At 68.7% G+C, this 13713-nt stretch carries 12 protein-coding genes; 5 read left to right on the top strand and 7 right to left on the bottom strand.

Annotated elements, in window-relative coordinates:
- Positions 1–203: 203 nt before the first annotated feature.
- Together AB0H49_RS03565 and AB0H49_RS03560 are read left to right on the top strand one after the other, a co-directional pair.
- Positions 204–1001, top strand: a complete 798-nt coding sequence (locus AB0H49_RS03565; RefSeq protein ID WP_355003577.1) for an SAM-dependent methyltransferase — start codon at positions 204–206, stop codon at positions 999–1001.
- A 426-nt stretch (positions 1002–1427) separates the two neighbouring features.
- Positions 1428–1577, top strand: coding sequence for a hypothetical protein (locus AB0H49_RS03560; RefSeq protein WP_245909838.1), 150 nt, complete (start codon positions 1428–1430; stop codon positions 1575–1577).
- Between the two features lie 42 nt (positions 1578–1619).
- Here AB0H49_RS03560 and AB0H49_RS03555 read toward each other — a convergent pair whose 3' ends face one another.
- Positions 1620–2264 carry a TetR/AcrR family transcriptional regulator gene (locus tag AB0H49_RS03555; RefSeq protein ID WP_357246720.1) on the bottom strand — a complete coding sequence of 215 codons (645 nt, stop codon included), beginning with the start codon at positions 2262–2264 and terminating at the stop codon, positions 1620–1622.
- Between the two features lie 162 nt (positions 2265–2426).
- Here AB0H49_RS03555 and AB0H49_RS03550 point away from each other — a divergent pair, with 162 nt between their 5' ends.
- Together AB0H49_RS03550 and AB0H49_RS03545 are read left to right on the top strand one after the other, a co-directional pair.
- Positions 2427–3800, top strand: coding sequence for an FAD-dependent monooxygenase (locus tag AB0H49_RS03550; RefSeq protein WP_357246717.1), 1374 nt, complete (start codon positions 2427–2429; stop codon positions 3798–3800).
- Entirely contained in the window at positions 3793–5577 is a 1785-nt protein-coding gene (locus AB0H49_RS03545; RefSeq protein WP_357246714.1) for an FAD-dependent oxidoreductase, read from the top strand. The genes AB0H49_RS03550 and AB0H49_RS03545 overlap by 8 nt, the downstream gene beginning before the upstream one ends.
- Before the next feature lie 6 nt (positions 5578–5583).
- Here the strand turns inward: AB0H49_RS03545 and AB0H49_RS03540 are convergent, their stop codons facing one another.
- Complete coding sequence (locus tag AB0H49_RS03540) at positions 5584–6813, bottom strand: MCE family protein (RefSeq protein ID WP_357246711.1); 1230 nt, start codon at positions 6811–6813, stop codon at positions 5584–5586.
- A gap of 133 nt (positions 6814–6946) precedes the next feature.
- On the opposite strand from AB0H49_RS03540, the gene AB0H49_RS03535 reads away from it, so the two are divergent.
- Positions 6947–8308, top strand: a complete 1362-nt coding sequence (locus AB0H49_RS03535) for a cytochrome P450 (RefSeq protein ID WP_357246708.1) — start codon at positions 6947–6949, stop codon at positions 8306–8308.
- Between the two features lie 85 nt (positions 8309–8393).
- Here AB0H49_RS03535 and AB0H49_RS03530 read toward each other — a convergent pair whose 3' ends face one another.
- Genes AB0H49_RS03530 through AB0H49_RS03510 form a run of 5 tightly spaced genes read right to left on the bottom strand, consistent with a single transcriptional unit; the run spans position 8394 to position 13367 of the window.
- On the bottom strand, positions 8394–9620 hold the full coding sequence (locus AB0H49_RS03530) for a cytochrome P450 (RefSeq protein ID WP_357246705.1): 1227 nt from the start codon (positions 9618–9620) through the stop codon (positions 8394–8396).
- Between the two features lie 46 nt (positions 9621–9666).
- Entirely contained in the window at positions 9667–11310 is a 1644-nt protein-coding gene (locus AB0H49_RS03525) for an acyl-CoA synthetase (RefSeq protein ID WP_357246702.1), read from the bottom strand.
- A 22-nt stretch (positions 11311–11332) separates the two neighbouring features.
- A complete protein-coding gene (locus tag AB0H49_RS03520) occupies positions 11333–12583 on the bottom strand; it encodes a hypothetical protein (protein ID WP_357246700.1) in 1251 nt (416 codons plus the stop codon).
- Positions 12584–12588: 5 nt separating this feature from the next.
- Entirely contained in the window at positions 12589–13140 is a 552-nt protein-coding gene (locus AB0H49_RS03515; RefSeq protein WP_357246697.1) for a nuclear transport factor 2 family protein, read from the bottom strand.
- On the bottom strand, positions 13140–13367 hold the full coding sequence (locus AB0H49_RS03510; protein WP_355003588.1) for a ferredoxin: 228 nt from the start codon (positions 13365–13367) through the stop codon (positions 13140–13142). The genes AB0H49_RS03515 and AB0H49_RS03510 overlap by 1 nt, the downstream gene beginning before the upstream one ends.
- Between the last annotated feature and the right edge of the window lie 346 nt (positions 13368–13713).

Raw genomic sequence — 13713 nt, 5'->3', positions numbered from 1 at the left:
ATTCGCGGAGTCGTGTAAAGCCCCCGTTCACCTCGCGCATCCGGACCGCTCGCGGCAACCGAATCTTGTACTGTCACAGAGCACATCGGATGACCGCCCATTCGCGACAACCACGGAGTCAGACGCGCGCGGCGCGCCCCGCACATCGGTCAAGGGCGGCGGACATCCGGCCACGCACATATGTTCCAGAGGAGTCCCACGCGATGCCCGAAGACCACAGCCCACTCATCCGGACCGACATTCCCCATTCCGCGCGAATCTGGAACTACTGGATGGGCGGCAAGGACTACTACGAAATCGACAGGATCGCCGGCGACGCGGGCATCGAGGTCGACCCCGACATCACCACCATGGCCGTGCAGTCGCGGCAGTTCCTGATCCGCGCGGTCCGCTACCTGGCCAGCGAGGTCGGTATTCGTCAGTTCCTCGACATCGGCACCGGCCTGCCGACCATGCAGAACACCCACGAGGTCGCGCAGAGCGTGGCGCCGGACTCGAAAATCGTTTACGTGGACAACGATCCGCTGGTGCTGACGCACGCGCGGGCGCTGCTGACCAGCACGACGCCGGAGGGCGTCACCACCTACGTGGACTGCGATTTCCACGACACCGATCAGATCGTCGCCGACGCGCGCAACGTGCTCAACTTCAACAAGCCGATCGCCGTCATGTTCATGGGCGTGCTCGGCCACGCCAAGAGTTACGAAAAGCTGCTGGAGATCGTGGGCACTGTGCTCGACGCCGTGCCGTCGGGCAGCTACCTGGTGATGTGGGACGGCACCGACGACAGCAAGGAGTACGTGACCCTCTGCGAGAACTACACCGGCACCGGTGGCGTTCCGTATGTGCCACGGACACAGGCCCAGATCAAGGCGGTCTTCGACGGATTGGAGATGGTGGAGCCCGGGTTCACCTCCATCACCCAGTGGCGCGCCCAGAATGCCGAGGTGGGCGAGATCCGGCCTATTTCCGCGTACGGCGCCGTTGCGCGCAAACCCTGACACGGAACCGAATACCCGACGCGTCGGCGAAAAGCCGTGCGGCACCGAAAATAGCGTGACGCGTCATCGAGAACGTGGTCCGCACCGATGAATTCCTGACACGTCAGGAAATGGCCGGGTGCCACGTTGGGAAAGACGCTGTGCCACAACGGCGGCCACCGAATCGTTCAGTGGCCGCCGTTTTACATACCTGTTGGTCGTTCGTGCAAATGTACTTGCATCTGTAAGGTACGCGGCTCTAAACTCGGGCGGTAGATAGCGGGGAGACGTGCTAGGGAGTTCGCGCCGGCGTCGCCAGACAATTCGCCTCCCCATCGCCAGACGCGAGGGGCGGTCGACATGAGCCAGCCATTTCGAACTCCCCACCGGGACTTCCTTCTCGGAGGCACCGGTGTCGAGACCTTGCGGCCACGCGCCGTGAGCGAAGTGTCCACCGCCGATTGCGGCGCCGAACCCGGCGGCCTCACCTACCGCAGAGCGCGTGAGATCTTGCACGTCCACGAGGTGCACGGACCGCAGTGCAGGCAATGGCTCGCGGCGGCGGCGTACCTGTCCGCCGGTCTCGATGACGAGTAGTCACGCCGATACCGTTCCGGCGCGGCCTTTTTCGTGCGCCGCTCACGGGCAGGGCGCGTCACCGTAGACGACCAGCCAGATGGCTCGCCCCAAGGACTCGGCCAGCGCGGCATCCGTGACGACCGAATTCGCAGCGAAGGCGGCGGTGATCGATCGCTCGACCATGGCGGTCAGCACCAACGCCGTGGCGGTCGAATCGACGGCCGAATCGATCCGCCCCGCGGCGCGATCCGCCTCGAGCCGAGTCCGCACCACGTCCACGAAGGCCGCGACCCGACCGCTCCAATAGCGCCCCACGTCCCGGTCGTAGCCGGCGACTTCGCTGAGTGCCAGCAGCAGATAGCGATGGTCGCGGAACCCCTCGATCATGCTGCCGATCGCGCGCACCACCCCGGCTCGGTGGTCGCCGTGGTCGGCGCGCCACCACGTCTCCGCCGCGTCGAACAGGTCCGCGGTGGCCAGTTCGGCCATTCTGATCAGTAGCTGGCTCTTGTCCGGAAAGTAGCGGTAGAAGGTCGATCTCGCCGCGCCCGAGGCGGCGGCGATCTTGTGCACCGCGATCTCGGTGTAGGGCGTCCCGTCGGCGAGCAGTTCTTCGACGGCGCGCAGGACGCGCCGCTCGAACTCCGTCCGCCGGTCGTCGACCGGCTTGCGCGCGTTCTTCGGGGCTCTCGTCAGCGAAGGCATCCGCCACCCGCACGCAGGCCGACGGCCAGGTGCCGCCGCGATCGTTCGCCGGAGGGATTCACGAGTTCCATTCTGCCGTGCGGGCGTTGACACCGGGGCGCGACGAGTCGCACCATCGATCGGACACTGTGTCCGAGACGTTGTGACCGAGGTGGTTCGAAAATGCCTGGCGCTCCTGCCATTCCGGTCGAGGACACCGAGGTCGTCGTGGTGGGCGCTCGCTGCGCGGGTTCGGCGACGGCCGCCGCGTTCGCACGGGCGGGCGTGCGGGTCGTGTTGTTGGAGGCGACCCGATTTCCCTCGGACACGCTCTCCACACACCTGTTGTGGCCCGGCGGTGTCGCGGAATTGGCGCGTCTCGGCGCGCTCGATCGCGTCACCGCGTTGGGAGCGCCGCCGCTGCGGACCGCCTTCGCGGCGGGCGCGGGCTACACCATCCGCTCGCCGTTCGCGCCGGTGGACGGCGTCGACTACGCGCTGTGCGTGCGCCGCACTGGCCTGGACGCCGCGCTCGCGGCCACCGCGGTCGACGCGGGCGCCGACTTGCGCGAGGGTGCCCGTGTCGGCGAATTGCTGTGGCGCGGAGAACGATGCGCGGGTGTCAGGTACTCCGACGCCTCCGGTACCCGTGAGCTGCGCGCTGCCCTCGTGGTCGGCGCCGACGGACGGCGCAGCACGGTGGCCCGGCTGGCCGGGACGTCCGGTCCCCGGCTGTCCGCACCGAGCGGACGGGACTGCTACTTCGCCTATTGGCGCGACACCGCGGCCGGATGGCGCGAGGTGGCCGCGCAGTGGCGCGACGGTCCCGATCTGGGCACCGCCTTTCCCTGCGACGACGGACTTCTGCTCGCCCTGGTGCAACCTCCGGCGAGCGCGGACCGTCCCGGTCACGGCGGCGCCGACCGACGCTATCGCGAAGCGATCGAACGGATTCCCGGGCTGGCGACCAGGCTCGCGGGGTGTGAGCGAGTCGGTCGCGTCCGCTCCGCGACGGGGCTGCTCTCCTACTTCCGCCGATCCAGCGGCCCGGGTTGGGCCCTGCCCGGCGACGCGGGGCATTTCAAGGATCCGGTGACCGCCCAGGGCATTCGGGACGCGCTGCACTACGGCCGACGTCTCGGCGAACTCGCCGCCCCGGTGCTGCACGAGCCGCAGCGGCTGGACGCGGCACTGCGCGCCTGGGAGTCCCAGCGCCTCGCCGACTGCCTCGGCATCTACCAGTGGACCAACCGGCTGGCCCGCGGGACCGCCATGAGCCCCTTGGATATTCAGCTCTATCGCCGCGCGACGAGCGACCCGGAGCTGGCGCAGGCGGTCACCGCGATCTTCTCGCGCACGAGGGATCCGAAGGACGTCTTCACTCCTGCGCTCGCGGCGGCGCTGGCCGTCGGCGCGCTGCGCGAGGCCTGGCCATCGGTCGGTCCGGTGCTGACCCATCTCCTGCACGAGGCCCGCGACACCGCCGCCGACTGGTGGCAGTCGCGCGCCCACCACGCTCTCGCACCCGCCACCTGCTCAGGAGAACGACATGCGTGACAAGCGACCGCCTTCCGGCCTTTCTCTCACCCGCCGCGAGGTTCTGCGCGGCGCCGTGGCCGCGGGTGTCGGCCTAGCCGCGACCGCTTCGACAGCCACCGCCACAGCGGGAGCGCGGCGGACGCCCGCGCCCGGACGATCGGTGGCGATCTTCGGCGGCGGCGTCGCGGGACTTTCCGCGACGCACGAGCTCGCCGAACGCGGATACCAGGTCACCGTGTACGAGCCCGCGTTTCTCGGCGGCAAGGCGCGCAGCATGGGTGTGCCGGGCACCGGCGTCGGCGGACGCTTGGATCTGCCCGGCGAGCACGGCTTTCGTTTCTTTCCCGGCTGCTACCAGAACATCCCGGATACGATGCGGCGCATTCCGTTTCCCGGGAACCGTGACGGTGTCGCGGGAAACCTGGTCCGGGTGGAGGGCACGGTCGCCGGGTTCCGTGGGCGCCCACCGATTTTCGTGCCCGTCGAGCTCGGGGCGATCGATCAGTTGACACCGCAACGCTTGCAGAACACCATCGTCGGCGCGTTCGGCTTCGTCCCCGAGCTACCGCCGTGGGAACTGGCGTTCTTCGCCAAACAGATGACGGTGTGGTTCACCTCCTCCGCGGAGCGGCGCTACGGGCAGTGGGAGTACGTCACCTGGGAACAGATCCTGCACGCCCAGGGCAAGTCGCCCGCCTATCGCGACTACCTGGTCAACGCGCTCACCCGGATCACCGTCGCCGCCAAACCGCACGTCAGCTCGGCGCGCACCATCGGAACGATCGGCGAGGCGCTGGTGCTGGCCGCGACCGGGGCGATTCCGCAATACACCGCGGGCATCGACCGCATCCTGAACCGGCCGACCAACGAGGCGTGGATCGATCCGTGGGTCGGCTACTTGCGTTCGCTCGGCGTCCGTTTCGTCATGAACAGGGGCGCGAGCGCACTGGAACTGCGTGGCGGGCGCATTGTGTCGGCGACTGTCCGCGGGGCGAACGGCACGGTCGAGAATGTCACCGCGGACTGGTACGTCTGCGCCATGCCGGTGGAGCGGACCCTCCCGCTGCTCAGCGACCGGATCCTCGACGCCGATCCGCGGCTGGCGGGCATGCACCGGCTCCACACCGACTGGATGGTCGGCATCCAGTACTACCTCACCCGCCCGACCGAGCTGCCGGAAGGCCATATCGCCGCGCTCGGTTCGCCGTGGGCGCTCACCGCGCTGCGCCAAGCGCCCATGTGGGTGGGCGATTTCGCCGCACGCTACGGCGACGGCGCGGTGCGCGAATGTCTTTCGGTGGACATCTCCGACTGGGACTCCCCCGGCGTGCTCTACGGCCGACCGGCCAAGGAATGCGGCCGCGAGGAGATCGCCGCGGAAGTGTGGGCGCAACTGAAGGAATGGCTCAACACCGCGACGGGCTGGCTGCGCGACGAGGACGTGCGCTCCTGGCACCTCGATCCCGGAATCACCTGGCGCGGTGGCGCGATCGACAACGCGACACCCTTGCTGGTCAACACCGTCGGCTCCTACGATCACCGGCCGGAGGCGCACTGCGCCGTCCCCAATCTGTTCTTCGGCGGCGACCACGTGCGCAGCAACATCGATCTCGCGACCATGGAGGGCGCCAACGAATCCGGCCGCGCGGTGGCCAACGCGATCATGGACGCCGCCGACGACCCCGGCCCGCGCGCGCCGATCTTCCCGCTGGTCTCGCTGCCGATCTTCGATCAGGCCAAACGCGTCGACGCCGAGCGCTATCGCGCGGGCCTGCCCCACCTGCTGGACGGCTGAGGCTCCTCACCGGCGGGCGACGCCGGGCAGCCCACCGAAGAAGATCTCGAACACCGTCGGCGGATCCGCGTGCAGCCGGGCGCTGGTCGACGGGACGAACAACGCGCCCTCGCTGGTGTCGGTCACGACGTAGTCCGCGTGCGCGCCCGGTGCGCGCTGTTCGATACCGGAACAGTCCGGACCGCCGGTCGCGTTGACCTTCGGCAGGTCCTCCGGATATTTGTACGGTTCCGAGGCCAGCATGAAGTTGGTGTTGAACACCGCTCCCGGCACCATGCCGCCGAATATCGTCTCCGCCAACGGCATCATCGCGGCGACGCCGTTGACCACGCAGCGCAGCGCAGGCCGGTACTCGTTCAGCAGCGCGCTCCCCGGGCGCAGCAGCCGCAGCGCCGTCGCCATCGGCTGCTCGGTCTCGGTGAGGACCGCGCGGGTGGTCTCGGCCAAACCCACCACGTTGAGCAGCATTTCGTCCAGATCCGCGGCCCGGTCCGCGACCGTCGCGCCGGTCACGGTCGCGTTGTCGACCGTGCGCAGCAACTCCCCCGCCGTGTCGGCGTAGAGTTCGGTGACCTCGGCGGTGGCCGTCATGTCGTGGGCCAGCTGGGGCAGGCTCGGATTCAGCTGGCGCAGTGTGACATCCGCGCGCTCCAGCAGATCGCCGAGCCGCTCACCGCGACCCTGCAACGCGGCGCTCACTGCGGCCAGTGTCGAATTCAATTGTCCCGGTTCTACTTTCGCGAGCACGGTGGAGAGCCGCTGGAACAAGGTGTTGAACTCGACGGTCACCGATTCCGCCCGGACCACCGCCCCCGGCGCCAGCGGGCGCGGTGACGGCGCGGCAGGCGGCACGAAGTGCACGAATTTGGCGCCGAAGACCGTCGTCGAGCGGATGTCGACGCGGGCGTTATCCGGGACCATCCGCAGCGACTCCGGATCCAGCTCCAGCCGCAGCCGCACCCGGTCGGCGTGCGGTTCCACGGCGGCGACGCGGCCGATCTCCACGCCGCGCATCCGCACCGCGGCGTCCGGATCGAGCACCAGACCCGAGCGCGGCGCGTCGACGAGCACCGTCGCCGTCGACTCGAACCGGCCCGCGTACATCGACATGGCGAGCAGCACCACCGCCGCGATCATCGAAACGAACGCCAGCCCGGCGAATTTGAGCCGCACCGTCGCCCAGGTGGCCCACAGGATCGGGAAGCGCCCCCGCGAGGACTGTTGCCGTGCGTCCACTCTTCACCCCTTCGAGAGGGCCCTGCGCGCGATCACGCGACCGCGAATCCCTTGCTCGCGTCCGGTCGACAGTAGTACTGTCCAGACACGTGTCCAGCATATGTCTGGACAGGTATCTGTGGAAGGATTTCCGATGACTCTGGTGAAACCACAGCGCGTCTCCGGCGGCGAGCACGAGCACGGACATCTCGAGGAGTTCCGCTCCGACCCGATCGCGCTGATGCGCCGGGTGCGCGCCGAGTGCGGCGATATCGGCGCCTTCGAACTCGCGGGCAAGCGGGTCGTCCTGCTCTCCGGGGCGGAAGCCAACGAATTCTTCTTCCGATCCGGCGACGAGGATCTCGACCAGGGCGCGGCCTATCCGTTCATGAAGCCGATCTTCGGCGAGGGGGTGGTCTTCGACGCCAGCCCGGAACGCCGCAAGGAGATGCTGCACAACCAGGCGCTGCGCGCCGAGCACATGCGCGGGCACGCGGGCACGATCGCCACCGAGGTCGAGCGGATGCTCGCGCGCTGGGGCGACGAGGGCGAGATCGACCTGCTCGACTTCTTCGCCGAGCTGACCATCTACACGTCCTCGGCCTGCCTGATCGGCGTGAAATTCCGCGACGAACTCGATGGCAGGTTCGCGCATCTCTATCACGAACTCGAGCGCGGCACCGACGCCTTGGCCTATGTGGACCCCTACGCGCCGATCGAAAGCTTCCGCCGCAGGGACGAGGCCCGCGCCGCGCTCGTCGAGCTCGTCCAGGGAATCATGGACAAGCGGTCTGCCCGTCCCGCCGACCGCGGCGACCGCGACATGCTCGACGTGCTGGTCTCGGTGCCCGGCGAGAACGGCGAACCGCGCTTCAGCGCCAGCGAGATCACCGGCATCTTCATCTCGATGATGTTCGCCGGTCACCACACCACCTCCGGCACGGCGGCGTGGACGGTCATCGAGCTGCTCCGCCACCCCGAGCTGCTTGGCAACGTCGTCGCTGAGCTGGACGAGCTGTACGCGGACGGTTCGCCGGTGAGTTTCGGTGCGCTGCGCCAGATTCCGCGCTTGGAGGCGGTGCTGAAGGAGACGCTGCGACTGCATCCGCCGCTGATCATCCTGATGCGGGTGGCCAGGGGCGATTTCGAGGTGTGCGGTCACCACATCGCCGAGGGCGACCACGTGGCCGCCACGCCCGCCATCTCCAACCGGCTGCCCGAGGACTTCCCCGATCCGGACGCCTTCGATCCGGGCCGCTATATCGACCCGAACCAGGAGGACATCGTCAACCGCTGGACGTGGATCCCGTTCGGCGCGGGCAAGCACCGCTGCGTCGGAGCCGCGTTCGCGCTCATGCAGCTCAAGGCGATCTTCTCGATCCTGTTGCGGGACTGGGAGTTCGAGATGGCCCAGCCCTCGGACAGTTACCGCAACGACCACTCGAAGATGGTGGTGCAGCTGCAGCAGCCCTGCCGGGTGCGCTACCGCAGGCGCGGTCTCCGGCAGAACGGGTGAATGCCGGGGCGGTTCGGATCGGAGCTCCGACGGACACGCTCGAACGGCCGCGGCGGCGAGTCGCGGCCGTTCGAGTGTCGCCGTCTCAGTCGTAGCGGACCTGCCAGCTCTTGACGCCGTTGATCCAGCCCGACCGCAGCCGCACCGGATCCGAGGCCTGGCGCAGGTTCGGCATGGCGTCGGCGAGAGCGTTGAACATCAGGTCGATCTCCAGCCGGGCCAGGTTCGCGCCGACGCAATAGTGCGTGCCCGTTCCGCCGAAGCCGACATGCGGATTGGGATCGCGCAGGATATCGAAGGCGAACGGGTCGGTGAACCCGTCTTCGTCGAAATTGGCCGAGCTGTAGAACAATCCGAGCCGCTGCCCGGCGCGGATGCGCTGCCCGCCGAGCACCACGTCCTCGGTGGCGGTGCGCTGGAAGGCCGTCACCGGAGTGGCCCACCGGACGATTTCGTCGGGCGCGGTGCGCGGACGGCTCGCGCGGTAGATCTCCCACTGCTCCGGGTTGTCCACGAAGGCCTTCATGCCGTGCGTGATCGCGTTGCGCGTGGTCTCGTTGCCCGCGACCGCGAGCAGGATCACGAAGAAGCCGAACTCGTCGGAGGCCAGCGCCTCGCCGTCGACGTCGGCGTGCACCAGCTCGGAGACGATGTCGTGCACCGGGCACGCGCGGCGCTGCTCGGCCATGTTCCACGCGTAGCCGAGGATTTCGGCGGAGGCGACGGTCGGATCGCCGTATTCGGGATCGTCGTAGTTGAGCATCTGGTTCGACCAGTCGAAGACCTTGCGCCGATCCTCCTGCGGCACACCGAGAAGTTCGGCGATCGCCTGCAGCGGCAGCTCGCAAGCCACCTGCTGGACGAAATCGCCTCCGCCCGTTCGCTTCGCGGCGTGCACGATGCGTTCGGCGCGCTCGGTCAGCGCGGCGCGCAGGCTCTCGACCGCGCGCGGGGTGAATCCTTTGGCGACGATCCGGCGAATCTTGGAATGTTTGGGCGGATCCATGTTGACCAGCAACGCGCCGGTGAGTTCCATCTGCTCCGGGGTTATGTCACCCGGCAGCCGGATGATGGCGCCTTTGCGCTGCGAGGAGTACAGCTCCGGATGGCGCGAGATCTCCTTGACGTCCGCGAGCTTGCTCACCACCCAGTATCCGCCGTCGCGAAATCCGCCCGAGGTGTCGTCGGGCTGGGCGTTCCACCACACCGGCGCGGTGCGGCGCAGCAGCGCGAACTCCTCGACGGGGCTGCGGTTCTGCCAGAGCGCGGGGTCGGTGAAGTCGAAACCCGCGGGCAACGACGCTGCGGTCATGTCTACCTCCTGGGATGGAATGCCCTGCGGCGCAGAGCGACCCGTTTCACGTGGATCGGTGATCGGGCGCGCGGCCCGCGACGTAGTCGGTAGCCCAGCGGTAGTCGGGCTTGCCACTCGGTGAGCGCACGATCACCTCGGTCACCCAGATCTGTTTGGGCACCTTGTAACCGGCCAGATGGTCGCGGACGTGGTGTTCCAGCGCACCGAAATCGATCCGGCCGGGTTCGGTGCCCGCGACGACCGCTGCTACCTGGTGGCCCCAGCGCTCGTGCGGCACCCCGACCACCACCGCGTCGTAGACCTGCGCGTGCGCCTTCAGCACGCCCTCGACCTCTTCGACGAATACCTTCTCGCCGCCGGTGTTGACCACCATGTTGCCGCGCCCGATCAGGGTCACCGTGCCGTCGTCCTCGACGCGGGCCCGGTCGTCGGTCACCACGATGCGCGCGCCGTCCACCGACTGGAGCAGCCGTTCGGACTTGCCGGGATCCTTGTAGTACCCGAGCGGCACCGCGCCGGTCTTCGCCAGCCAGCCTTCCGCGCCGAGCGGCACCGGATGTCCGTCGTCGTCGACCACCACCGCGCCACGACCGGTGCGCACCCTGGGGCCGCGCGCGGGATCGTCGTCCTTCTGCGCGAAACCTATTCCGCCGAAGCCCGTTTCGGACGATCCGATGGAGTCGGACACCACGGCGGAAGGGAACGTCTCCAGCAGGGTGTTCTTCATCGCCTGCGAGAGCAGGGCGGCGCCCGAGGCGATGGCCAGCAGCGAGGACGCGTCGACCGGTCGCCGCCGGTAGGCGTCGATCAGCGGACGGGCCATGGCGTCGCCGGTGATCACCAGCACCTGCGGCCGATGCCTGGCCACCCCCGCCCAGACGGCGTCGGGGTCGAAGCGGCGCTGGAAGATCACCGCGTTGCCCGACCACAGCGCCGTGAAGGTCGGCATCATCGCCGCGGCGTGGATCAGCGGCGGCAGCACGAACCAGGTGCTCGGGTCGCCCGCGGCGCCGGTGCGCGACTGCTGATACTCGTCGGCCACGGGTTCGCCGGTGTAGAAGTCGATGCCGCCGCCGAGCACCCGCCACATGTCCTCTTGCCGCCACATGACGCCCTTCGGCAGGCCGGTGGTGCCGCCGGTGTACATCATGAACAGGTCGTCGGGTCCGCGCGGGACGGAGGACCGCGCCGACGGACGATTCGCCAACGCGCTCTCGTACGGCACGGCGCTCTCGGACGGCACGGCGCTCTCGGACAGCACAGCGCCGTCGTCGGCCGGGTGGACCGTGTCGTCCTCGACGCGCAGCGCGTGCCGCACGCGCGGAACCCGAGATCTGGCCTCCCGCACCGCCTCCGAGTAGCACGCGTGGTACACCAGCGCGTCCAGGTCGGCGTTGTCGTAGACGTAGGCGAGTTCCGCGGGGCCGTAGCGGTAGTTGATGTTGATCGGCACGGCGGCGAGTTTGAAGCAGGCGATCAACGTCTCCATGGTCTCGACGCTGTTGTGCATCTGGAATCCGATGTGCGCGCCCGCCCCGAGGCCGGAGGCTGCCAGGTGGTGGGCCAACTGATTGGCCCTGGCGTCGAGTTCCGCGAAGCGCACGCGACGCTCGCCCTGTAGTACCGCGGTCCGGTCCGGCATGGCGTCGACGGCGTGCTCGAAGAGGTCGGCGAAGTTGTTGGCCATCTGGTGTCTCGCTCGTCGGCCGTCACACCACGGTGAGCGGCAAGGGTTTTCCGCGATCGGTGAACGCGAAGTCCGCGCCGGTGCTGAATCGGGTGATGGCGACTTCGGCGGCCTCGCGGAACGGTTGGTCGGCGAGTTCGAAATCGACGGTCAGCACACCGTCGTCGCCGTCGACGGCCGTGGCGAACCAGCGCGGGTTCACCGCCCGAGCCAGCGCGTCCAGCGGCGCGAGGTGCTCGGGATCGAGCAGCGCGGGCCACGCGCCGTCGGCGCCCGCGCCGCTGTCGCGCGGAATACGCAGGCGCACAGTGTCGTCCGTGCCGTAGATGGTGATGCCGGTATAGGGCAACGGGTTCAGCGCCGGATGCGCCGCCAGCACAGTGGCGAGGGCGTCCGCGTCGTCGCCGAGCCGCAGGCAGCGCCGGATGCGGTCGGCGGTGAGTCCGGCGATGCCGGTGAACTGTTTGCGCACGATCTCCGTCGCGGCCGGCGCGTCGGCCTTGGCCCGCACGGCCACCAGGAAACCGAGGGTCAGCAGATGATGCTGGAGACACACCTCCTCGGCCATGCGCACCAGCGCCGAATGCGAGAAGTCCGCGAAACGCAGGTCGCTCAGCAGCGGTCCGGCGTAGTCGCACCGGCCGTCGTCGGCGGGATCGATGGGCGCCAATACGGTTCGCGCGGCGGCGGACTCGGCCACCACGGCCGCGTCGCGCGGCACCGGCGGCGGTTCGTTGGCCGCGTCGATGGTGACCCGCCAGGCGCAGACCGGTCGGCGGTCGGCGGGCCGCCGTGGCGGGCGGTGAATGGGGCGGACCTGCGCGTGCGGGTTCGTCGCCAGCGCGGTCGCGTCGAAGGTCGGGTCCTCGATGTCGTGGCACATCGACACCACGAAGTCCTCACCCATCGGCTCGACGTCGGCCAGCGCGCCGCAGTGGTCGAGCCAGAATTCGCCGTGCTCGTGGTCGTCCACCCGGAAGCGGAAGTCCATGAACTGCGGCGGCGCGCCGATGTCGAGCTGCAACCCCTTGAAGATGGTCGCCACGCCGTCGCCCGCGAAGCCGAGCGCCCGCTGCATCCTGCGGGTGTACACGGGACTGGCCAGCCGCCACTCCTCGATGGCCACCTCCGCCATGCCGGTTCTGCCGAACGCGGCGATGGAGTGCGCCATGCCGGAACGGTCGATGAGGTGCCCGCACAACAGCAGTTCGGGTACCAACGCGGCCAACGTCTGCCGAGAGAACCGCGCGTAGCGGCTCGGTATCGCGCTCATCGCCGTCACCACAGCGAGGCGGGCGCTTCGCCGACGCGGTACCAGCCGGGCAGCGGCGTGCCGGAGGTCGAGCGGGCGATGCGCTGCTGCATGCCGGGGGTCAGCGCGTTGTTCGTGATCATCTCCAGGAACAACGCCGAGACGTTGCCGAAGTCGAAGAAGTCGCGCTGCCAGGACCATTGGAAATCGCCCCCGTACCGGAACCAGCTGCCGCCGATGCCCTCCGGACTGTACGGACGACCGTCGGGGCGCTGCGCGTCGGCGACCTGCTTCCAGAAACCGATCACGGTCCCGCTGCGGTCGTCGACGACGAACTCCTGGTACGGGTAGGTCCAGCCCTCGAGGCCCGACATCTCCTGTCCCAGCGCGATATCGCGGATCTCGTCGCGTCCGACCGCCATGAATTCCTGGGCCGGACCGTAGTTCCAGCCGTAGGTCGCGTCCACGGTGTACATCTCGGCGAGCGGCTTCCAGTCGCCCTTCTCCTCGCAGCGCTGGTTCTCGACGATCCAGCGGCGGATCATCTCGTCGAGCTCGGCGCGGTCGTAAGCGGCCATCAGTGTGCACCTTTCGCGGCGTCGTCGGTCTCGCCGTCGTCGGCGAGGGAGAGGGCCCTGGTCGGGCAGTAGCGGATCGCGCTCGCGACCGCTTCGCGCAGTTCCGGGTCCGGGCTCGGCTCGAGGATCTCCACCTGGCCGCGTTTGGGCACGGCGAAGACGTCGGGCGCCTCGGACTGGCAGACGGCGTGGCCCTGGCACAGGTCGAGGTCGACGGAGATCTTCACGGCGCCCTCCCCTCGCCGGGCGCGGACACCCTGGCTGTCATCACACACCTCGATTTCGAGAACGGGTTCGCCCAGACCGTTCCGACGGATACAACCGTTGAGACAGATACCTGGACACGTGTCTGGACGGTACCACCGCGATCCGCGGCCAACAACGGTTTCGAGACAAGAGGGCGCGGCGGTCGAGGCGGCGCATCCACGCCACTGTCGACGAGAAGGTTCACTCCCGGATCACACGCCATGCGCTACGAGGGCCGCTGGCCGAGACAGTTGGCCGTCCAAGATCACGGCGCGTTGTCAAAACCGTTATCGCACAGCGATGTTCGCGCATCTGTACTTGCATCTG

The sequence above is a fragment of the Nocardia sp. NPDC050713 genome, from assembly GCF_040654315.1.
Taxonomy (GTDB): Bacteria; Actinomycetota; Actinomycetes; order Mycobacteriales; family Mycobacteriaceae; genus Nocardia.
This window is presented reverse-complemented; position numbering and strand designations above follow the sequence as displayed.